The organism is Terriglobia bacterium (genome assembly GCA_020072565.1).
Taxonomy (GTDB): Bacteria; Acidobacteriota; UBA6911; order UBA6911; family UBA6911; genus JAFNAG01.
In genome coordinates this window covers 137,026-161,245 of record JAIQGI010000006.1, presented here as the reverse complement: position 1 = coordinate 161,245, position 24,220 = coordinate 137,026, and the positions used below count along the sequence as shown (strand labels likewise).

The window sequence follows — 24,220 nt, the reverse complement described above, 5'->3', positions numbered from 1 at the left end:
AATTCTCCAGATTTTGAGCGTCACCTGTTTTGAGAAAACTTCGATTTATCAAATACTTACGGAATCAGCGCGCGAGCCGTCCAACGACGATTCCGGTAACCAATTGCAGCTATTCAACTTCTAATGGGACACTAGTGGACGCCACCCTATTTCCTGCCTGACTTGCCCCTAACTCGCCCATCGTGGCAGGAAATAGGGTGGCGTCCCGGTTTCCTAGAAGCTACCGAGCCGGGAAGGGACTCGATCGCTTATTTTATGGGAAGGGGAACACAGGCGGACTGTGTTCCCCTTCTGGTTCGCGGTAGTAGTTAGAAGTTGATGCGCAAGACGAGCTGGACCAGGCGTCCGCCTGGATCCTGTTGCTGGTTCGCATCGGTATACGCCGATCCCACCGTGCCGCCGCCCAGGCTGGAAACGCTGGTGCTGGGGCTCCAGAAATTGATATTGTTGAAGGCATTCAGGAATTCGGCGCGGAGCTCGAAGTTCTTGCTCTCCGAGAACCGGAGCCTCTTCACGAGGCTCAGGTCGAAGCGCATGAGTCCGGGTCCCCGGAAATAGTGGTGCGAAGCAACGCAGTCGCCGCTTACAACCTGATAGCAGCCGGCGCTGTTACTATTCGCGGGTGCAATGTAGCGTCCGGTGGGCGCGCTGTAGGTAAAGCCCATCGGATTGGACGCGCTATAGTTCGTCACGCTGGACTGATTCGCGAAGTAAGACTGATCGAGGAAGTCCTGCGGGTAGTAGTAGATTTTCTTGTTGGCATCATCGAACCGGAGGCCGGTAATTTTCTGCAAATCCGCATCGGTCATGCCGACCAGCAAGACATTGCCGAGGTCTGTCAGGTTGCCGGCCTGAACGCGCGTCGTCCCCTGGAACTCCCAACCGCCGATAATGCGGTCGACCACACCATGGGTACCGCCCAGGAGCGTCCTCCCACTCCCAATCGGAAGCTCGTAGAGCCAGGTGGCCTTGAAAGCATGCGGCAGTGTGCCGCCAAGAGAGGGTATCAGGTCCCTGCGGAACGAGCGCCGCTGCGAGCCAAAGCTTTTGGCCCAGGTGTAATTGGCCTGAACCATCAGCCCCTTGGACAGGCGCCGGCGCACTTCCACCACCATGGAATCATATTTGTTCCAGCCCTGGTTCCCGTAGATGTAGCCACCGCCATTCTGCACTGTGGGATTCAAGAGGAAGAAGTTGGACGGCAATCCCGCGGTAATGGCGTTGGCCCGGCGGGTTGCGTCACCCTGCAGGTTGCTCGCAAGGCTGCTTGCGTTCGGGCTGTACTTGCTCAGGTAGCCGTTGTAGGAGGCATTGGTAAAGAACCCGCCCTGGCTGGTGCCCAGCTTGGCGGTAGTGTAGCTGGCCGGATCGCTCGGGTCGAGCTTGCCGCCGAGGTACGCGATCGTGATCGGCAACGGATACGTGCCGGTCCCGGTCCCGTAATAGCGGAAGTTTGTCCCCCGTTTGGCATCCATGTTGGCGTACAGATTCTTCTGTGCCAGCCAGAACTCGTTCAGCCAGCCATTCTCGAGCATGTTGTATTCGGTCGAGTTGTAATTGGGTTGAACCCAGTTCTGGACGCTTTTGTTGGCGACATAGCGGATCTCGATCGCCGTGTCTCTGGTGATCTCGCGCTGATAACCGAAGGTCCATGACAATGTGTATGGCGTTCGGATATCCGGATCGAAGGCGTTGATCGAATCGTTGATGGAGGGCGTGAGCGGATACACCGGGGACGCCGCGAAGGAAGGCGCGCCGAGACGGCTCTTATCACGGTACAAGACCGGATAAACGTCGGTCCCGACAAATGTGACCAGGTTCCCGAGATCCTGGCTGCGGCTGGCATCGATGCTCCCACCCGGATTGGAACCGAAGATGCTGTCAAAATATTGCATCCCATAGCGGTTGTAGGCGATCGAGAAGCCGCCGCGAAATACTGTCTGCCCGCCGCTGCCCACGAGTTTCGCCACCCAGCCGCTTCTCGCCTGTGGGCTCCAGGCAAAGCCGATGGTAGGCGAGATCGATTTATAATCCTGGTTATATCCTGGATCGCCGGGATTGTACTTGAAAACCTGTGTCGGCACACCGCCGGTTGCGCCCGGTTTCATGAGGTTGTTATACCCCGATGGCCCCCAAACCTCGGCCGGCGTGGCCCATGAATAGGCATTGTTGAGCGGAACCCATGGCATCTGGATTTCCCAGCGCGCGCCATAGTTGAGCGTCAGGCCTGGACGCATGCGCCAGGAATCCGAAATGAAAAATCCCATTTCCCGCAGATGCGAGCGTGTTACCGAGGGTCCCTGATATGCGTATTTGTCGGTGATTTCATTCAGGTTCGCGCTGCCGCTGATACCGGTTACGCGCCCGGTCATGGACGCGTACAAGCTTGCGGCTGAGCTGATCTGCGACGTGGTCGCCCCGGGGAAATTCTTCGGGCCATTCGTCGCATCGAACATGACGTAGGCCGGGTCATAGAGGCTCGACAAACCGAAGCTGACGGAGGACAACACAGTCTTGCTGTATGTCCACGAACCTACATCTTGCCAGGAGCCGCCGAAGCTGAGGTTGTGAGCACCCTTGGTCCAGGTTAAAGTGTCCTCGAACATGACCACCGGTGTGCAGCGGCGTGATGTGCCGGAGGTAGCATAGGCAGCGCCGGTGTAACTCGGGGTGAAGCGCCAGCCGCCATAATTGGCGATCGGGCCGGAGAACATACCGTCATTGACGTTCGCGCTCCAGAGTGTGGTCCCGCCGTTAAAGCCGGTGCGTGCTTCGTTGACGAATCTGGGCGTCAATGTCGAACGCACAGCGATCGAGGTGGAGAAGCGGTTTCCGCCCTGTGTGCCGAATACCGGGAAGTCCGGGTATCTGGGGTCCAAGCTGTTGAGCATGTCGACGCCGGGTACGAAGTACTGGTAACTCCAGCTCCCCTCCAGGCGATGCCTGCTCGTCAGATTGAAGTCGAAACGAGTGGTAAGGTAGTGGCGGATCCCCAGGGCCTTATTGGTGAAGAGCAGGGTTTGAGAAGCCGGATCGCTCACAATCGGGTAGCTCTGTATGGTGCAGCTGCCACAAGATGACGATGCCCGGATATCAGAATACAGCTTCTGAATGGTCGGGTCCCAGGTCGATACTTGTCCGTTGGCAGCCGCCAGGCCATCCGATCCCAACAGCTTGACCGTCCGGACCTCCTTGGTCCCGCCCCCCTGGTACAGGTACACGTAGTTGCCTTGCTCGATCAGAGGATTCGGCATAGACACCGATCGTGTCCTCTGAGCCGGCAGGCGGAATTGCTCATAGTTGACAAAGAAGAAGGCCTTGTCTTTGCCGTCGAAGCCCAGGGGGCCGAAGAGCTTTTTCGGAAGACTGATCGGGCCGCCGATGCGTCCGCCCGGCTGGTTGAACAGCACCCGGTCGCGCGCCGCTTTGCACTTATCGAATTCCGTCGCGACCTGCTGCGGCGTGCACAGCTGGCCATGGGATGGCCCGTCGCCATAATACGTCGGCTGCTTGTCGCGGTTGTTGAACCAGTAGTTGGAATTGAGCGCCGGGTTGCGGTGATACTCATAGGCGCTGCCGTGGTACTCGTTGTTGCCAGAGCGTGTGATGAACTTGATCTGGACCGCACCCGTACCTGAACTCTCCGCCCCAGGAGTGGCCGTGGAAACGGTCACTTCCTGGATGGCATCCAGGCGCGGGTGAATGTAGCTGAACATATCATTCTTGAGATAATTGTCCTGTGTGTTCACGCCGTCCACGGTGATGTTGAGGGCGGAATAATCCATGCCGGAAATGGTGGAAGCCCGCGCGCCCCCCGTCGTGTTCACGCCCGGGAGCATTACCAGGAAGTCCATGGCGTTGCGGGTCGCCAGCGGAAGGTTAGAGATGTAGTTGGTAACCAGCGTGGTCGCGATGGTGGCCGATTGCGACTGTACGATCTCGAGGCCCGCCTGCACCACAACGGTCTCGGCGGTGCCGCCCACCTGGAGCTGGACGCGGATATTGTGGGGCGTGCCGGCAACCAGGATAATGTTTTTGACCTCCGCCTTTTTGAAGTTCGGCACAGTGACGGTCGCGGTGTAGGTTCCCGGGCTCATGGACGGGATGTAGAAGGTCCCGTTCTCCACGGTGACGGTTTTTAACTCCGCACCTGTGGCATCGTTCTTGACCAGAACCTCCGCACCTGGGACGACTGCACCCGACTGATCGACAACTGTTCCCGCCAGCGAAGAGCTGGAGCCGCCGCCCTGCGCAAACGCAAAGCAGCCGAGCACAGCGATCAGGAAAATTGCTGAAGCCAGCCTGAAAAGACAATGTTTCATAACAGTTCCTTCGTGTAGAAGTTAATAAAACCACGGAACAGGATAAAACCCCCCCCACTCCGTGCCGACAAGCTTTGCGATCGGGCTATGCCCGTTGTGCACGGTCGATCTGAATTTCCTTGCGGTCATATTGAGGTGATCCATCGTGTAATGATCGCGGCCCCGCCGCAAGCACGCCCTCCGAAGTACCGCTGCAAAGACAGGCCACGAAATAATGCGGGATCTGTCAGGGGAACCCGCGTGGATCAGGGGCGTTTCCCCGTTTCAGAGCGTATCTCTGAAAAGCGGTCCCTTCTCCGCCCCCTGGATGCCAAGGACATCCTTTTTCCCATTCTTAATGTTTGAGGCCATCATAGCCATGATGATCCATCGAAGCAACACTTTTATTGGTTATATCTTATCTTTTAATTATTGGTGATAGCCTCAAGCTAATCTAATGCCAGAAATAGAGTCGCGCATCGTCGCTTATGTATCTGAATTCAAAAGATTATTTGGCATTTTCCGGAAAACATGCCACTAGAACTATTTAATTAGTTGATTGGTGGTACCTTAATGATATGTTAGGCGCAATTGTGGTTTTCTAACTTTCCAGCATCTCGCAAACAACACCAATTTCTCCGGCACGACTTGCGCCGGCAGCAGCTCGACCTGCGGCCTGGTGACCTCGGCCTATACGGACCCGAACCAGCAGCAGGATCCGGGCGGACGCCTGATCCAGTTCGTGGTTCGCATCAACTTCTAACCCGCTTTTCTCGGAAGGGGGAGATGGTTGTGCCGTCTTCCCCTTTCAAAATCTCAACGCTGAGGGCGCAGAGATCGCAGAAAAAGAACAAAATCTCTGCGTCCTCCGCGTGCCCTGCGTTGGGATTCTTCCCTGCCATTGCGACAAGCAAAATCCTATAGATTAATAGCACTTAACATTCTAGTACTTTAGCCCCTGTTAAAAGAACTCCTGGCCTGTGGAGGCATGCCAAAAAGGCGCGCCGGCAGCGCGCATCCAGCCGTGACGGCTCATTAGTGACAACTTGCCGGTCGAGATTCCTGGCAGCCCTCCAAATAATCTGGTTAAGTTTTTATAATAAAAACCTTGTAACGCCCGGCCGGGGTGGTTATCATCGCCGCATAATTTGCTGATTTAACGGATCAGCACTCGGATTTTCCATGACAGGGATGGGGAAGCGGGCGCGTTACGGGGGCTCAACGGACTGAGGAAACGCGTGCTCGGCTCATGATTCCGTAGCCGAAAAACTATCCCTGATTCTGGCGGGTTCCCTGGCAAATCCCGCAACCTTAGACGTTCCTGCCCTTGTGGCGCAGGCAAGATGCGGATTCCGCAAAAGCAGGGCGCAGCTGTCACGGGCGAATGTTTTTGCCCAAGTGCATCTGACGATGTTCGCCGGATCACTGAATTTACTCCTATGAGGTCTGTTCGGCCAAAGAGAGAGCGTGGGGCGAAACCGGGCTGCGGCCCGGATTCGAGTAACAACCATTTCAACCCAAGGAACCCTTATGAAACATTATGCATTCAGGATCATTTTCGCACTGATCGTGATTGCGGCGGTGAGCTGCCCGGGCTTCGCGCAGGGCGGTGTGAGTTCAGCGCTGACAGGAACGGTCGTAGATCAGTCCGGCGCCGTGATTCCAGGTGCGGAGGTTGCGGTCAAGAACGACAACACCGGCGCCGAGTATAAGGCAATCACTGCGGACAACGGGACTTTCCTGATTCCGTCCCTGAGCGCCGGCAGCTACACTGCCACCGTTTCGGTGCCCAACTTCAAGCAATCGATCACGAAAAACATCGTCCTGGTCGTAGGTGTGCCCACTACGGTCAGGATCGTTCTCCAGGTCGGCGGCAGCACCGAGACCGTAACGGTAGTCGCGGGCGCGGAGATCATACAGACGGCCTCGGCAACGATTTCGACGACGCTGTCAACTACTCAAATCGCCCAGTTGCCGCTGGCCACGCGCAATGCCCTGGACTTCCTGGTATTGCTGCCGGGTGTGAACACGACGGGAAGCTCGCGCAACGCCACCTTTATGGGCCTGCCGAATTCGACGCTGCATATCACCGTGGATGGCGTTCCCACGCAGGATCAAAACTACATGGGGCAATATGGCGGAGACGGCTTCTATTCCATGATTACTCCTCGGCCGGACTCCATGCAGGAAGTGACCGTTTCCACGGCGGCCTCCGGTGCGGATGCCACGGGCGCCGGAGCAGTCCAGATCAGGTTTGTCACCCGCTCGGGGAACAACGACTACCACGGCAGCCTCTATGACTATGAACGCAACACGGCGTTCAACTCCAACTACTGGTTCACAAACCGTGACGCCGCGGCCGTCTACTGGGGTGACGGCCCCAACCATGGCCAGAAATGCACCCAGCAGCAACTCGCCACCGAGTTTGACAACTGCAAAGCGCCGCGCAGCCGGTTCATTTTGCATCAGGCCGGCGGTCGCTTCGGCGGGCCGATTTCCATTCCGAAGCTCTTCTCCGGTAAGGACAAGGCTTTTTTCTTCCTCAACCTCGAAACCTTCCGTTTGCCTAACTCGTCGACTCGGAGCAATCAAATCTATTCTCCAGCGATGGAACAGGGCATCTACTCTTATGTCTACAAGCAGACCGGCCAGCCCGACCAGGTGAAGACGGCTAACCTCCTCTCCATCGCACAGGCTTTTGGCCAGACATCAACCATGGACCCGACGGTGCAGAAGCTCATCACCGACATCCGCAACTCAACGACGACAACAGGAGGCATTCTCTCGTATCCGACGGTTGCGGATCCTAATTATCAGAGCTACATCTGGCAGAGTAAGGGGCTGGAGACGCGCAACTACATGACGACCCGCTTCGACTTCAACCTGACCAATAAGCACAGGGTTGAACTGAGCTGGAATGGTGAAACAAGAACCAGAAATCCCGACTATCTCAATAGCAGAGGATGGCGCTATCCCGGTTTCCCCAGCTACGGGAGGGTGGACCAAAACCGGGGTGCGATTTCCTATGCGCTGCGCTCCACGATCACTCCCCGGCTTGTGAATGAAGCTCGCGGCGGCATTCTCCTTGGGTCAACGCTTTTCAATCCGAATGCATCCTCCGGGGATTTCTCTGGAAGCAGTCAAGGGGTCGGCAACCTTGGCGGATTTAACTGGACCCCCTACAACATCACTGGCGTTATCGCCGTCACGCAACCGAGCCGCCGCAACGGGCCGGTCAAGTCGGTTGACGATACCTTGACCTGGACGAAGGGTTCGCACAGCATGAGCTTCGGAGGTTCGTTCATGCACATAGGCAGCTGGGAGTGGTGGCAGTCATTAGCGCCTTCGGCCGGCTTCGGCCTGAATTCCACCTACGATCCTGCTTACCTCATGTTTGATACGGTCAACGGGCCGAAGAACTTCCCCAATGCGAATTCAAGCCAGTACGGCACTGCCGGCACGATTTACGCGTCTCTGACGGCACGCGTTACCTCAATCGGCGCCAGCGCGATCATCAATGAGAAAACCAACCAGTACACCTACATCGGGCCGTATACAGAGCGCGCGCGCCAGCGTGAGATGGGGATCTTCGCGCAGGACTCCTGGCGTATGTTTCCCAACTTCACGCTGAACTACGGGTTGCGTTGGGAGGTGCAGTTCCCATGGACGCCGCTCAACAATGGGTTCAGCTGGGCTTCACCTGCGGAAGCCTGGGGGCCCTCCGGCATCGGCAATATTTTCAAGCCGGGTGCAACCGGCGGCAAGCCGACGCTGCTCTACCAATTTCAGCCGGGAACCCATGCCTACAACGTCGACTACAAGAGCTTCGCTCCGAGTGTAGGCTTTGCCTGGAGTCCGAAGGCTACGGGCTTTCTGAAGAAAATCGTCGGCGAGAGTTCCCAGACGGTTATCCGCAGCGGTTTTGCCATTGCTTACAACCGCATGGGGATGTTCGATTATGAGGATTATTTGTTTGCCTCTAATCCCGGCGGAACCATCGATGCCTCACGCAGCCAGAACCTTGGCAATCTGATCAGCGGCGTTGGCACAGATACGTGGCCGCTCCTGTTCAGTCAAAAAAGCCGGCTCGGCCCGCCTCCATTCGCCGCCACGCCAACCTGGCCGCTTAAGCCGGCGATCACCGATTCGATCAACGCGATCGCCACGGACATCCGCACGCCCTATACCATGTCTTGGACGTTCGGGCTTCAGCGTGAAATCACGAAGGACACGGCGTTAGAGGTGCGGTATGTGGCCACACGCAACCTGCAGACATATTTCCAGCGCAATCTGAACGAGTACAACATCGTGGAGAACGGCTGGCTACAGGAGTTCCGTCTGGCGCAGCAGAACCTGTATGCGAACAGGGCAGCAGGCAAAGGGAGTACCTTCCGCTACGACGCCTCGGTTCCCGGCACATCACCTTTGCCGATTACTCTGGCGTTCCTGGGCGGTAAGCTGGACCCGAACAACTCAGCCAATTACACCTCCGCAGTGCTGGGAAGCTCGCAGTATAGCTTCTTCACCAACTCAACTAACGTGAATAGCTACCTGAATAACTATAGCCCTAACGCCGGAAGCCTGGCGAGCTCTCTCTACGGCGATCCCGCGCGGCGGGCAAATGCAGTGGCTGCAGGCTTGCCGGCCAATGAGTTCATCGTGAATCCGGACGTGCTGAGTGGCGGCACCTATATTTACATGAATGGCGGCGGCAACATCTATGACTCGATGGTCGTGGAGCTGCGCCGCCGTCTATCCAAGGGGCTGCTGGTTCAGGCGAACTACACCTGGGCGAAAGCCTTTAGCCGGACCATCATCTCCTGGCGCGCGCCATGGCAAAAGGACCTGGGCGCCACCTTGCCGCACGCCTTCAAAGTCAACTGGGTCTATGAGTTGCCTTTTGGAAGCGGCCAGATGCTGTTCGCCGGCGCTCCCAAAGTGGTCGATCGGGTCATCGGCGGCTGGCAACTCCAGGGCACGAGCCGGATTCAAAGCGGCAACCTGTATGATTTTGGCAACGTCATCGTGGTGGGCATGACGGACCAGCAACTCGCGGATGTTGTGGGCCTGCGGTTTGATGATGCCAAGAGGATACTATATTACGTGCCCCAGGACATCATCGACCAGACGTACAAGGCTTACAGCTTTGACGTCGGCGGGTTTACTTCAGGCGCGCCGTCGGGACGTTACATTGCACCAGCCGGCGCCGCGAATGGCGGCAATTGCGTTCAGGTTGTAGCCGGGGATTGTGCCCCACGGCACCATTACGTCAGAGGACCCGGCTTCATGCGCTTTGACCTGAGCCTGGTGAAGCAGATCAGGTTCACCGAGTCGAAGAACTTCGAGCTCCGTGCGGAGTTTCTGAACGCCTTCAATAACATCAACTTTGCCGGCGCGACCTGCGCCAGCTCCAGCTTAAGCTGCGGCCAGGTTACGTCGGCTTATACCGACAGCAGCAACCAGCAGGATCCGGGCGGACGACTGATTCAGATCGTCATGCGCATCAACTTCTAACCCGCCTTTCTCGGAAGGGGGAGACGGTTGTACCGTCTTCCCCTTTCAAAATCTCAACGCCGAGGGCACAGAGATCGCAGAGAAAAAACAAAATCTCCGCGGCCTCCGCGTCCTCCGCGTTGAGATTCTTTCATGATAGACTGACGCTCATGTCGAGGACTCCGTCGGTATTTGAGTGTCAGTCGTGCGGCTATGCTTCCCCCAAGTGGCTCGGGCGCTGCCCGGACTGCGGCAGCTGGAATTCGTTCGCGGAGGAGAAACCGAAAACCGTCTCAGGGAAGAGCCGGCCCGGCTCAGCCGCAAAGCCGATCCGCCTGAGCGAGGTCTCCACTTCCGACGCCCCTAGAATTATCACCTCCAACACCGAGTTCGATCGCGTTCTCGGCGGCGGCCTTGTCCCCGGATCGCTGGTTCTGCTGGGCGGTGAGCCGGGTATTGGGAAGTCAACCCTCCTGCTTCAGATCGCGCAATCCCTCCAGAAGAAAGGACGCCGCGTCCTTTATGTGTCGGGGGAAGAGTCAGCCCAGCAGATCAAGATGCGCGCCGAGCGCCTCGGCTCGGAAGATGCCGGTGAGATTTACCTCCTGGCGGAATCCTGCCTCGAGACGATACTGGCGGCGGTTGCCGAGGTGTGTCCTACGGACGTGGTCGTCGATTCGGTGCAGACAACGTTTTCCGAAGCGCTCGATTCGGCTCCGGGGAGCATCAGCCAGGTGCGCCATGTTGCTGCCGAGTTTTTGGCCCTGGCCAAGACGGAAAACATCCCCGTGTTTCTGATTGGGCACGTGACCAAGGACGGAAGCATTGCGGGGCCCAAGGCGCTTGAGCACATCGCCGACACGGTTCTGTATTTTGAAGGGGAGCGCCACCACAACCACCGGATCGTGCGGGCCGTCAAAAACAGATTCGGCGCGGCCAACGAAGTCGGGGTCTTCGAAATGACGGGCCGGGGATTGATGCCGGTGCAAAATCCCTCGGATCTGTTCCTGCGGGAACGGGAAGAGGCGGCGCCCGGAAGCGCTGTAGCGTGCGCCATGGAAGGGACACGCCCGATCCTGGTCGAGATCCAGGCTCTGGTGCTGGCCACTCAGTACGGGACTGCGCGGCGCACGGCCACCGGCCTCGATTACAATCGCATTTCCTTGCTGGTCGCCATGCTTCAAAAGAGGATGGACATCCCGGTGATGGGCTGCGACATATACGTGAACGCGGCCGGCGGGCTGCAAGTTGATGAGCCGGCTTCGGATCTCGCGCTTTTTGCAGCCATTCTCAGCAGCTTCCGCAACCGCCCGCTTCCTCCACAGACGGTACTCATCGGAGAATTGGGGCTCTCCGGAGAGGTACGCCCCGTCAGCCAGGCGCATCTGCGCGTGCGCGAGGCGGCTGCGATGGGCTTCCGCCGCTGCATCCTGCCCGCAGGCAACCTCCCGCTCCATGATCCAGTGGAGAAGGTCGAACTGACGCCCCTGCGCACCGTTTTGGACCTGTCGGATGCTATCTTTGATTCCTAGGGCCAGGACGCCGGAAGCATTGCAAGCAAGATAAAGGGTTACCACAAGCAGGCATCCTGTGATAGATTTTTATCCAGTGCTGTTGGACTTCGTCACGGGGCTGTCTCTATCAAACGAATCATTCAGTTGCGCCCCGTGCGCCGGCGAGCCTTATCTATGATCACGATGGACGAACGGTCATTACTCCCGGTCTTGCAGGCGGCTCTGTTCGCGGGTTGCCTGTTGCTCCCGTTGTTTCTCCTCCCGCGCCTCGAATCTGGCCGGCAATTCATCCCCAAAATCATAATGCCCATGCCGAAGGAGCTGATTCATGGACCTCTGGATTATTCGTATCTTACTTTTCTTGACAATCCTGGTGACCGGATATCTGGCCAAACCTTTTGGCCTCCAACCGCCCTTGACGGTGGCAATCAGCGCCGCGCTTGGCCTCCTGGTCGTCTGCGCTGAACTGCGTGTTCGGAGACTCTCCCTCAAGACTCTGATCGGAGCGGCGCTTGGATCCATCCTGGGGATCATAGGCGCAACCCTGATCAGCCTCATCATCAATCACATGGATCTCCATGAAGGCGCCCGCAACTTCTCCCAGGTTTTGATCCTGATTCTCATGGCCTACGTCGGGCTGATTTTGGGCGCCGATAAGGGCGAGTATCTGGATCTCTCGGGCCTCGGAGGTTTTTTCACCGACCGGAGCATCCGCGGTTCCTACAAGGTCCTGGACACGAGCGTCATCATCGACGGCCGCATCGCCGACATCTGCAAGACCGGCTTCCTCGAGGGCACACTTGTGGTGCCTCATTTCGTCCTCAGGGAGCTTCAGCAGATCGCGGACAGCGCCGACTCGATCAAGCGCAACCGCGGCCGCAGGGGACTGGAGATACTCGAGAAGGTGAAGGGAGCGCCGGGCATCACGGTTCAGATCCTCGAGAAGGACTATCCCGAAGTGAAGGAAGTGGACCTGAAGCTGATCGAACTGGCCAAAGAGCTGAACGCCAAGATCGTCACCAACGATTTCAACCTGAACAAGGTCTCCCAGTTGCGCGGGGTTGATGTCCTGAACATCAACGAGCTGGCGAACTCGCTTAAACCGGTCGTTCTGCCGGGCGAGACCATGAAGGTCTTCATCCTCAAGGAAGGCAAAGAGTACAACCAGGGCGTGGCGTACCTGGATGATGGCACCATGGTTGTGGTGGACAACGCGCGCAAGATGATCGGAAAGACAATCGCCACGCAGGTCACCTCGGTGCTGCAGACGACTGCGGGCAAGATGATCTTCGGACGTTTCCCGGAGGAAGAGGCCGGGAACTCGTCGTCCCGCCAGGACCGGCGTCCCTATGACCGGGTGGTCGCGACGGACCGCATTGTCGAAGACGACAAAGAACGGGCCAAGGGACAGGGTCGCCAGTAATTGAGTTTCGATCTGAGCTTATTTGCGACCCAGTCCCTGGTGGGCGGCCACTCGCTGCCGCCTTGTCAAACTGCGATGAAGGCAAGGCGCAAGCAAGCTTGCGCCTTCCAGGGACTTCGTCGCGATTTCGCCCGGGTGTGCAATGCAGGCGAATAGTAGCGACGATTCCACACGGATTACGATCGCTGCAGTCATTGCAGCTGGAGGGACGGGAACCAGAATCGGAGCTTCCCTGCCGAAGCAGTTTCTCCTGCTGGGCGGCAAACCGATTCTGGTGCGCGCGGTCGAAGCCATCCTGGTTTTAGAGGGCATCGTTCAGGTTGTCATTGCCCTGCCCGATGAACACATTTCCCAGGCAGAAGCGATGCTGGCCGGCCGCTCATGGGCGGTGCCGGTCGTGTGCGTGCCCGGAGGGCTGACGCGCCAGGAATCCGTGCGGCGAGGCGTCCTCCATGTACGTTCGGATGTCGATCTCATCCTGGTTCACGATGCCGTGCGCCCTCTTTGCGATCGCGATACCCTTCGCCGTGTTGCGGAAGCCGCCTGGCGCACCGGGGGCGCAGTCCCCGGCCTGCCCGCCACCGAGACCATCCAGCGCGTGTCGTGCCACGGTCGTGTGCTCAAGACGCCGCCCCGGGAGGAGCTATATGCCATCCAGACCCCGCAGGGTTTTCGCGCCGCTCTGCTGCGTTCCGCCCTCGAGCGCGCCTTCCACGAGGGGTTTGAGGGGACCGACGAATCCTCCGTTTTGCGCTGGGCAGGCCACCCGGTCGCAGTCGTAGAGGGATCCCCGGCAAACATCAAAATCACGCGCCCATTTGACCTCGAGATCGCAGAGCGCATTCTCGCGCGCAATCCGGGGCAGGATTCGCGGCCTCCGCGGGCCACAGGAGGAGACGCCATGCTGCGCATCGGACACGGCATTGATTACCACCGGCTGGTGGAGGGGCGCAAACTCATCCTCGGAGGAGTGGAGATCCCTTATGAAAAAGGTCTGGAGGGTCACTCCGACGCCGATGCCCTTATCCACGCCGTTTGCGATGCGCTGTTGGGCGCAGCCGCCCTCGGTGACATCGGTCGGCACTTTCCTGACACGGATCCGGCGCATCGAAACCGCCCCAGCCTGGAGTTTCTCGGCGAGGTCAGGAGCAGGGTCGAGACTGCAGGGTGGACGATCCAGAACGTCGATGCTACCCTCCTGGCACAGCGTCCTAAACTGGCGCCTTACTTTGACGAGATGCGCTGCAATATCTCACGAGCGCTCGGCCTGACGCCGGATGCGGTGAGCATCAAAGCCACAACCACCGAGGGGATGAACGCGGAGGGGCGCGGCGAGGGAATCTCGGCGCAAGCGGTCGCCCTGGTGATGAGTCATGAGTGTTGAGTGAGAGAGAACAAGCAATCGTAGTTTATGCTCATGACTCAAGACTCATCACTTGTAGCGGGGACAAATCATGGAAGCACTAAGCCCACTTACTCGAGTTCGGGTGAGGTTTGCGCCCAGCCCAACCGGATTTCTCCATGTAGGGAATGCGCGCACGGCGTTGTTTAACTGGCTCGTGGCCCGGCACCTTCGTGGAGCTTTCATTCTGCGCATCGAGGACACCGATGCCGAGCGCAGCAGGCCGGAGTACGAAACGCAGCTCATGGACGACCTCCGCTGGCTCGGCCTGGAGTGGGACGAAGGCGTGGACAAAGGCGGCGCCCATGGCCCTTATCGCCAGACCGACAGGTACAGCCTCTACCGCGACCATGCGGAACGCCTGCTGGCGCAGGGCCGCGCCTTTCCCTGCTTCTGCACCGAGGAGGAACTGGAAGAGGTGCGCCGGCAGCAATCGGCCCGGGGTGACATGCCGCGCTACTCCGGGAAATGCCGGAACCTCACATCCGGCCAAGTCGAAGCTTTCCAGCAGGCCGGCAAGCCGTCGGTGCTGCGCCTGCGCGTCAGGCCGGGAACTGTAGGCTTCTCCGATCTGGTCTATGGCCGCATCGACATCGACACACTGCAGATCAGCGATCCCGTGCTCCTGCGCAGCGACGGCAGCCCGACATACAACTTCTCGGTTGTGGTGGACGACATCGCCATGGAGATCTCGCATGTGATTCGCGGCGACGGCCATATTTCCAACACCCACCGTCAGATCCTGATCTATGAGGCCCTGGCGGCTCCCGTGCCGTTGTTTGCGCACTTGCCGACGGTGCTGGGACCCGACGGGAGCAAGCTGAGCAAACGGCACGGCGCCACATCGTTGGAGGAGTTTCGCAGCCAGGGATATCTTCCCGAGGCTCTCGCAAACTATCTGTCCCTCCTCGGCTGGTCTCCACCCGATGCAGGCAAGGAGATCATGGATTTGCAGGAGATCGTCGCGCTTTTCGAACTCGCGCGCGTTTCCCGCAGCCCGGCCATTTTCGACAGCGCCAAGCTGGACTGGATGAACCGGAGCTACATCAACAAGATGCCAGTGCAGGCGCTGGCGGAGCGTGCGGTGCCCTATTTTGCGGCTTCCGGGCTGATCCCGGCCGATGCGGACGCCAGGGTCCGCGCCTGGCTGGCACAAGTCGTGGAGGCTGTGAAGTCCCATGTGGACCACCTCGATCAGCTGCCCCGCGAAACCGCCGTCATCTACGGGTTCCCAGCCGAGCCTCCGGAATTGGACGAGGTGGCGCGCGCGACGCTGGCGGAACCGGGAGCCATCCAGGTTGCCAGGGAGTTTGCGCGCCTCGTCGTTGAGCGGGAAACACTCACGTTCGAGGCGTACAAGGAAATCGTCGGGCTGGTAAAAAAAGCGACGGGCCAGAAGGGCCGGCAGCTGTTTCACCCGATTCGCGCCGCGCTTACCGGATTAGGGTCAGGGCCGGAGCTGGATCGCCTGATTCCAATCTATGAAGAAGGGAGCCGTCTGAACCTGCCGCGACGCGTGATGTCATGCCGCGAGCGCATTACTGCCATATTCAAAACCTTGCGTGATGAGTCATAAGCGAGGGGTCATGAATGAATGATGGCTGCTGAATATTCGTGTTTTTGCTCTTCATTTATCACTCATGACTTATCATTTCTTTTTCGCATATGTCGATCGCATATGGGATTCATTCGGTCATAGAGGCATTGAACGCGGGCGGTGTGGAGAAGGTCTGCATCGAGCGCGGGCAGAAGAATCCGCGCATCCGGGAGATCGTCGACCTCAGCCGGCAAAAGAAAATTCCGGTTTCCATCGAGGAAAGGGCGTGGCTGGACCGCAGAGCAGCGGGTGAGCGCCATCAGGGTGTTGTCTGCTATATCTCCGAAATGCCCACGCTCGGTGTCGAGGAGATCCTTGCGCAGGCCCACGCGCCGGGCCTCCTGCTCGTCCTCGACGGCATTGAGGATCCCCATAACCTCGGCGCCATTCTGCGCTCGGCTGAGGTGGCGGGAGCGCACGGCGTGTTCATTCCGCAGCGCCGCAGCGCCCCGCTCAGCGCGGCAGCGATCAAGGCCAGCGCGGGCGCGGCTTCCTATCTCAAAGTCGCGCGCGTTGCCAATACCGTCAGGCTCCTGGAGCAGTTGAAGGCAGCGGGCTATTGGATTGCGGGGTTCGACGCCGAGTCAGGCCGGCCTATGTGGGAGATCGATTTCACGGTCCCAACCGCATTAGTGCTGGGAAGCGAAGGTAGTGGCCTGCACCGCCTGGTCAAGGAAAAATGCGACTTCCTGGCATCGATCCCTATGCGCGGTAACGTCGCATCTTACAACGTCAGCGTCTCCGCCGGTATCGCACTCTACGAAGTCATCCGCCAGCGCTCAAAAAAATGATGAGTGAGGGGCCTCTATTGGGCCGGTGGCGGGAACGGCATGCTCCAATCCGCACGCATCAGTGAGGTCATTGCCAACCTCAATCGCCGACCTTTATCAGGGGCTGTCACCGGGTTTCGGGCATGCCGCAAGCATTAGAATCATCTAAAAATTGCGTTGCCACGCGCGGTGAAATCGACTATGATTCTGTCATTCTAGATTTATTAGCATACACGAAGGTTGCGGATCTGAAACATCAAGTTTGTGTTTTCCCCAATCGGGAAGCGCGAAAGGGCCGTGATCGGAAGTTCATGCGGTAGTAGATAACACGGCTCCGGCTGGCACTTTCGAACACGATGTGGCGCTCCTGATGCCTGCGGGCGATCCCCGGCACCCCCGCATTCTTTGCCGTTCGTCGTAGTGGCGATTTTGTAGAGGCAGTGGTCGATTCCACCGGCGGCTGCTCTGCTGATTACCATGCTCCTCATGGCCTGCCCGCTGCCTGCACTCACTTCGCCGACTACGACTTGTCTGGAAAAAAGGAGCGAAACTGACCCAATCCAAGTCAGTTGCAGGGTCAACCTTCAACCTAAGGAACCTTCTATGAAACAATGTCTGTTTGTGGTGACACTCACAGTTTTCCTGCTAGCAGCGGTGAGCCCTCCAGGGTATGGGCAGGGGGCAACAAACTCGTCGCTGATAGGAACAGTTGTCGACGCATCCGGTGGCGTGATACCCGGTGCCAATGTCACGATCAAGAACAACGCAACAAGCGAGGAGTTCAAGACCGTGACATCAACGGATGGCACCTTCACGGTCCCCTCGATGTTAGCCGGGACTTACACTCTGACCGTCTCTGCGCCGGGATTCAAACAAGCTCTCCTGAACCAGGTCAGGATTCGTGCGGCCACGCCGGAGACCATCCGTATTCCCTTACAGGTTGGCGGCTCTAACGAAACGATCACTGTTGAGGCGGGCGCGGAGATCGTGCAGTCGCAGTCGGCGACCATAGGTGCCACATTGGAGGTCAAGCAGATCTCCCAGCTTCCGCTTCAGGCCCGCAATGTAATTTACTATCTCATGCAGCTACCGGGGGTGAGTTCGGCGGCTACAGCCAGCCCACGCAACTCCACGGTCAACGGCATGCCTTCCACCGCGTACAACATTACCATCGATGGTCTGAACACGCAGGACAACCTGCTTAAAGATAGCGATGGGTTCTTCAGCTATATCTACCCGACGATGGATGCGATACAGGAGGTAACACTCACCACCGCGACACCAGGAGCTGAGAGTGCCGGCCAAGGCGCGGTTCAGATCAAATTCGTCACCCGCTCGGGAACCAACGATTACCACGGGAGCATATACGAATACCACCGCAACCCGAAATTCAATTCCAACTACTGGTTCAACAACCGGGACAGAACGCCACAGCTGGACGCTTTCCCCCACTCCTATTGCGGCATAGACGTACCATGGGACTCGTCCCAGTGCCATGCGCTGCGCGACCGTGTGCTATTCAACCAATTCGGAGGCCGCGTGGGCGGACCAATATCCATTCCCGGGCTGTTCAATGGCAAAGACAGGGCTTTCTTCTTCGTCAACATGGAAAATTTCCGTTTGCCTAATTCGATCAGCCGAACCCGGACGCTGTTCAATCCGATAACCCAGGCAGGCAACTTTCGATACAATGTGACCTCCGGCGGTCAAACCACCATCCAGTCAGTTCCTCTGCTTACGCTGGCAGCAGCCAATGGGCAGACGGCAACTATGGACCCGACGGTTGCGAAACTGCTGGCCGACATTCGAACGGCGACCGCAGGCGCAAGCCTCACGCAACAGAGCAATCCCAATCTGCAGACCTTCACCTTCGCCAACTACGGCATACAAAAGCGCTACTATCCAACCGTTCGCTTCGACTTCAATCTGTCTTCGAAGCATCGCCTGGAGAGCACCTGGAACTATCAGAGCTTCCTCAGCTTCCCGGACACTCTCAACAACATGGACTCGTCCTACCCAGGTTTTGTGAATGCCGGCGGCCAGAACTCGAACCGGTTCGCCTATGGGCTCGCACTGCGTTCCACCTTGACTCCAAGGTTGGTCAATGAATTGCGTGGCGGGTTGACCGGTGGCACCGTGCTTTTTGCCACAGAGGTAAATCCCGGGCAGTTTGCCAATATTCCGGTCGCCAACCAGGACGGCTTCAGCTTGGGCATCAATGCGGCGGGCATCACCAACGCCACGGCCCGCAACAGTTCAGAGCGGCGCAACACGCCCATTAAGGATGTCGCCGACACCCTGAATTGGTCTCATGGTTTGCACAACCTGAGCTTCGGCTTCCAGTTCACACAGATCAACGGGTGGATTAACGATATCAGCCCCGTTGTGCCCACGATCACCTTTGGTATTGCTACTGGCGACCCGGCGGACAGCATGTTCACGACAGCGAATTTCCCGGGTGCCTCCTCGACCAACCTCAGCGACGCCCGAAACATTTATGCGGTCCTGACCGGGCGCGTTACTAATATCGGTGCCACTGCCTATCTTGATGAGATTACCAACAAATACCAATACCTCGGGGCAGAGGTCCGGCGATGCCGCATGCGTGAATGGGGATTCTTTGCATCGGATTCCTGGCGCGTCCAACCGAATCTGACGCTTACCTACGGTTTGCGCTGGGAATTGCAGCGTCCTTTCCGCACGATCAACGGAGTCTATTCGACTGCCACGGTCGCCGACATGTGGGGAGTCTCGGGAGTAGGCAATATGTTCAAGCCGGGGACGCTCACGGGGAAAACTCCGATGTTCGTTCAGTTCAAAGAAGGGGATGCTGCGTACAATCCTTCGTGGCGTGACTTCGCGCCCAGCTTCGGCTTCGCGTGGAGTCCCAGGGCGCAAGGCGGATTGATGGGACATATCCTGGGTAGTGCCGGACAAACGGTGCTCCGTGGCGGCTACTCGATTGCCTACAATCGGCCCGGAACAAACATGGTCCTCACCATGTTCGACAGCAACACGGGCCTCTATGTGGATGCCACGCGCAGCACCACGCTGGGCAATCTGGTGACGGGCACGGGCACGGATGTCTTGCCGGTTCTGTTCCGCGACAAGAGTCGCCTGAGCGCGCCTTCCTTCCCGGCTGCGCCGAGCTATCCGATGTCGGGAAACATCACGCAATCGATGAACATCTTTGACCCGAACATAAGGACGCCCTATGCCCAATCCTGGACGTTCGGCATTCAGCGCGAGCTCACAAGAGAAATGGTGCTCGAGGTGCGGTATGTTCACAATTTGAACCTCCAAAACTGGCAGCAATATCAGCTTAACGAGGTCAACATCGTAGAGAATGGGTTCCTCACTGAGTTCAAGAATGCAATGGCCAACCTGCAGGCGAACATCGCGGCGGGGCGGGGGAACAACTTCAAGTACTACGGATCCGGGACCGGCACGTTTCCGCTGCCGATCTACCTGGCTTACTTCAGCGGGCTGCCGGCTTCCCAGGCCAGCGATCCGTCGAAGTACACAGCGTCCCAATTCAGCAGCAGTTCCTGGTACAACTCCCTGGCCGCGAAGAACCCGTCTCCTTACACTCCTGCCTCAACAAGTTCCTCAGCAGGTCTATATGGCAGCCAGACGTTCCGCAACAACGCCATAGCTGCAGGCCTGCCCACCAACGAATTCGTCGTCAACCCAGACTACCTGGGCGGGGCCTGGATAATGAGCAATGGCGGTTCCAACCGCTATGACTCAATGCAGGTAGAGTTGCGTCGGCGCATGGCGCGTGGATTGCTGATGAATGCCAATTACGTCTTTGCCAAAGCCTACGCCGGTTCGCGCTATTCGTTCCGCACGGGATGGGTGAACCTTCTCAACACCAGCAATGGCGGCACCGTGCAGCATTCGTTCAAGGTAAATTGGATCTATGAACTGCCGATTGGCAAAGGCAAAGCGCTGTTCAACAATCCCGGCAGCTCTTTCGGCGCTCTGCTGGAACACATCGTCGGCGGTTGGGAGTGGGATGGCACCGCGCGCGTCCAGACCGGGGCTATGCTCAGCCTCGGCAATGTCAACCTGGTAGGGATGACACAGAAGGACCTGCAGGATGCCTACGGGCTATACTTTGACGACGCGAAATATGTCTGGGCGTTCCCAAAGGACATCCGCGACAACACCTATAATGCCTGGAACGTGAGCGCGACTTCGTCTACCGGTTATAGCGCGTCAGGCGCGCCCACGGGACGTTACATCGCGCCCGCCAACAGCAACGGGTGCATTCAGGTCGTGACGGGTGATTGCGCCCCTCAGGCCGTCATTATCCACGGCCCGTTGTTCACGCGCTTTGATATGAGTGCGGTCAAGAGGTTCCGCTTCACCGAGAATGCCAACATCGAGGTGCGGGCCGAGTTCCTGAACGCCTTCAACAACATTAACTACCTGGCCAATACCAACCTGACCGCCTTCACCAGCGCGAATTTCGCCAGGGTGGATTCAGCTTATCGTGACGTCAACAACACACAGGATCCCGGTGGACGGCTGATTCAGTTCGTCCTGCGGATCAATTTCTAACTTTCCAATCGGGGAGAGGAACCCGCCCCTGGCCGGGTTCCTCCCCTCATTACTCATGACTCAAGATGAGGTTGCGGTAAGCATCCACTATGCATAGATAGCCCGGCGGAATTGCGGCAGTGGCGCTGTACTCGAAGATGAGTGCGGGCCCGGTAATGCGGTGGCCGGCACGCAGCAGGGCGCGCTCATAGATCCGAGTGCGTTTGGACTTTCCCTCGAAACGGACGTCTTTTTCCTTGATCAGCGCGCGCTTCGGGTCGGGCGGGCCCCGGCGATCCTTCGGCATGCGCGGTTTGTCGGATAAACCCCGGACACGGACGCGCATGGTTACAATCTCCGACTCGCGCGACGGATCGGCATAGCCGTAGCGCTGCTCGTGGCGCCGGTGAAACTCACCGGCGAAGCGCCGGGAATAGGGGAAGCTCAGCTCGTAGCTCTGGCCGTGATACCGCATATCGATCCAGCGCTCGAGTCGGATTCGCTGTGCCGGGAAGCCTTCGGCCATCATCGACGCCAGTGCTTTGCGCTCGAGTTCCCGGTAGCGCTCCTCCAGCGCGGCAATGCCGGCCTCCTCGCTCGCCAGCATCACGGTGCGGGAGAAATCCTGAACGCTGTCGGACAGCAGGACGCCCAGCGCGGACAGGAGGCCGGGATTTTCGGGGATGAGGACCCGTGGTATCGACAGGCTGGCCGCAAGCTGGACGGCATGCAGACCGCCGGCTCCGCCGAATGTCACCAGCGTGAAATCCCGCGGATCGTAACCTCGTTCGACCGAAATTACTCGCAACGCGGCCTCCATGTTTGCATTGGCCACATCGACCACACCTTGGGCCGCAGCAGCCGGGCTTGCGGCGCCCATCTTGCGCGCGAGAGCGCGGAATGCCGGTTCGATGCGCTGGTCGTCGATGTGCAGCCTGCCTCCCAGGGGGTAACCGGTGTCGAGCTTGCCCAGATAGAGATTGGCATCGGTGACCGTGATGCGTTCTCCCTTACCGTAGCAGATCGGTCCGGGATCGGCTCCGGCGCTCTCCGGGCCCACCCGCAGAGCTCCGCCCTCGTCGACGCGCGCAATGGAGCCGCCTCCGGCCCCGACCGTGTGGATATCGATGACCGGTACGCCGATCGGGCAGTTTGCGATCACAGACTCGCTGGTGATGCGGATTTCGCCTTCGCACAGGGAAACATCCGTCGAGGTGCCGCCCATGTCGAAGGACAGGATGTCGGGGAAGCCTGCCTGGCGTGCGACCTCCCATGCCCCGACCACTCCGCCCGCCGGGCCGCTCAGGATCGTCCGCACCGGCTCGCGAATGGCCCCGCGCGCGGAGACTGTGCCGCCGTTGGACTGCATGATGCGCAGGCTGGCGGTTTTGCGCCGGCGCCGTGCGCGCAACCTCTCTTCGAGATCGCCCAGGTAGCGTCCCATGACCGGCGCCAGGTAGGCATTGACTACCGTTGTCGAAGTGCGCTCGTATTCCCGGTATTCCGGCAGTATGATGTGGCTCAGGCTGATCGGAATCTTCAAGTTTCGCAGCGCGTTGCCGATCTGTTTTTCGTGAGCCGAGTTGGCGAACGAGAAAAGGAGGCAGACAGCGACGGACTGAACTTTGGCGCGCCGGAGCTTGTCGACCAGGGAGCGGAGTTCACCGGGGTGCAACGGAACCAGCACGCTGGCGTCGTGCAAGATTCGCTCCATCACGCCGAACCGCCGGCGCCCGGGCACCAGCGGGTCCGGCCGTGATGGGTAAAGGCTGTAAATCTTCGGACGATTTTGCCGTCCGATTTCGAGGACATCCTCGAAGCCGGCAGTAGTGATCAGGGCCGTTACCGCCCCCTTCCGTTCCAGCAGTGCATTGGTAGCCACGGTCGAACCGTGTCGGATGTCGCACTCGCGGTTGTCCAGAAGCTCCTGCAGGCCCTGGAAGATGGCCAGAGCCGGATTGGACGGCGTCGACAGAAGCTTGAGCGTCCGAACGCGCTTGCCATCGAGAACAATGAAATCCGTGAAAGTGCCGCCGGTATCGATCCCTATTTTGAGCATAGCGGGTGATTATAGGACATTCGTCATTAATGTGTAATTGCCTTTAGCCCGGCTTATTCATGCATATGCGACCAAGATGCAGTCTTGGACGCGGAAAAACGACGACAAACGCCGACGGTTCGGTCTGGGTCGGCGTGCAGGGGCTTCCAAATACGCTATGGCCATCATCGAAATTGAAGGTCTGACAAAGGATTTCCAGGTTGGCTTCTGGAAGAAGCATCCCGTGCGGGCGCTCGATGGGCTGAACCTGTGCGTGGAACAGGGGGAGGTTTTCGGTTTCCTCGGGCCGAACGGTGCGGGGAAGACCACGACCCTGAAGCTCCTGATGAACCTCATCCGGCCCACTGCGGGCTCTGCACGGGTTTTCGGCGAACCCGTTTCATCCGTGTCGATGCGCCAGCGCATCGGATTTCTGCCCGAGAATCCTTATTTCTACGACTATCTCACGGCGGAAGAACTGCTGCTGTATGTCGGGAAGCTCTTCGGCATGCGGGGATCTGCGCTGGGCAACAAGGTGCGCACCTTGTTGGAGAATGTCGGGCTGCTGGATGCGCGCAGGCTACCATTGCGCAAGTTCTCAAAGGGGATGATCCAGCGCATCGGGCTGGCTCAGGCCATGATCAACGATCCCGAGGCCGTATTCCTCGACGAGCCCATGTCCGGGCTCGATCCGCTGGGCCGGAGAGAGGTCCGTCGGGCGATACTGGGCCTGAAAGGAAATGGAGTCACTGTTTTCTTCAGCTCGCACATCCTGCCCGATGTCGAAGCATTGTGCGACCGGGTGGCGATCCTGAACCGGGGGCGCCTGCAACAGGTGGGAGCGTTGCACGACATCCTCAAGGTCAGAATCGAAGCGCATGAGATCGTGCTGGCCGGCATCAGCACCGAGACTTCCGCGGGTCTGAAGCCCATGTGCGAGGAGATGATCCCCATGGGCGAGCGCATCCAACTCCGCGCAGCCAGCCCGCAGCAGGTGGAATCGATCATCTCCTATGCGCTTGCGCACGGCGCGGGTCTGGTGTCCGTGAATCCGATACGGCCCTCGCTCGAAGACCACTTTTTTACACAAGTGACCGGTGACCGGGATAATTGAAATTCTCTTGAAGGAGTCAGGTG

Annotated in this window: 10 protein-coding genes; 8 read left to right on the top strand and 2 right to left on the bottom strand. The window is 58.6% G+C overall.

Translation table 11 applies throughout. The features are described from left to right. Positions 1 to 308: 308 nt before the first annotated feature. Entirely contained in the window at positions 309 to 4,322 is a 4,014-nt protein-coding gene (locus LAP85_05415; protein ID MBZ5495820.1) for a carboxypeptidase regulatory-like domain-containing protein, read from the bottom strand. Between the two features lie 1,509 nt (positions 4,323 to 5,831). Here LAP85_05415 and LAP85_05410 point away from each other — a divergent pair. From LAP85_05410 to LAP85_05380, 7 genes are all read left to right on the top strand, one after another. Beyond that, the gene (locus tag LAP85_05410; GenBank protein MBZ5495819.1) at positions 5,832 to 9,815 is read left to right on the top strand and encodes a carboxypeptidase regulatory-like domain-containing protein; all 3,984 of its coding nucleotides are present in this window, start codon (positions 5,832 to 5,834) and stop codon (positions 9,813 to 9,815) included. A gap of 149 nt (positions 9,816 to 9,964) precedes the next feature. Next, entirely contained in the window at positions 9,965 to 11,326 is a 1,362-nt protein-coding gene (gene radA, locus LAP85_05405) for a DNA repair protein RadA (protein MBZ5495818.1), read from the top strand. Between the two features lie 310 nt (positions 11,327 to 11,636). Next, positions 11,637 to 12,731 (top strand): TRAM domain-containing protein, encoded by a 1,095-nt coding sequence (locus LAP85_05400; GenBank protein ID MBZ5495817.1) that lies wholly within the window; start codon positions 11,637 to 11,639, stop codon positions 12,729 to 12,731. A gap of 142 nt (positions 12,732 to 12,873) precedes the next feature. Continuing rightward, entirely contained in the window at positions 12,874 to 14,115 is a 1,242-nt protein-coding gene (gene ispD / locus LAP85_05395) for a 2-C-methyl-D-erythritol 4-phosphate cytidylyltransferase (protein ID MBZ5495816.1), read from the top strand. Positions 14,116 to 14,185: 70 nt separating this feature from the next. Next, complete coding sequence (gene gltX, locus LAP85_05390; GenBank protein MBZ5495815.1) at positions 14,186 to 15,709, top strand: glutamate--tRNA ligase; 1,524 nt, start codon at positions 14,186 to 14,188, stop codon at positions 15,707 to 15,709. Between the two features lie 89 nt (positions 15,710 to 15,798). After that, entirely contained in the window at positions 15,799 to 16,521 is a 723-nt protein-coding gene (gene rlmB, locus LAP85_05385) for a 23S rRNA (guanosine(2251)-2'-O)-methyltransferase RlmB (GenBank protein MBZ5495814.1), read from the top strand. 582 nt (positions 16,522 to 17,103) lie between these two features. Then, on the top strand, positions 17,104 to 21,066 hold the full coding sequence (locus LAP85_05380) for a carboxypeptidase-like regulatory domain-containing protein (GenBank protein ID MBZ5495813.1): 3,963 nt from the start codon (positions 17,104 to 17,106) through the stop codon (positions 21,064 to 21,066). A 49-nt stretch (positions 21,067 to 21,115) separates the two neighbouring features. Here the strand turns inward: LAP85_05380 and LAP85_05375 are convergent, their stop codons facing one another. Continuing rightward, positions 21,116 to 23,104 (bottom strand): hydantoinase/oxoprolinase family protein, encoded by a 1,989-nt coding sequence (locus LAP85_05375; GenBank protein ID MBZ5495812.1) that lies wholly within the window; start codon positions 23,102 to 23,104, stop codon positions 21,116 to 21,118. 157 nt (positions 23,105 to 23,261) lie between these two features. On the opposite strand from LAP85_05375, the gene LAP85_05370 reads away from it, so the two are divergent. Then, complete coding sequence (locus LAP85_05370) at positions 23,262 to 24,197, top strand: ABC transporter ATP-binding protein (protein ID MBZ5495811.1); 936 nt, start codon at positions 23,262 to 23,264, stop codon at positions 24,195 to 24,197. Positions 24,198 to 24,220 lie beyond the last annotated feature (23 nt).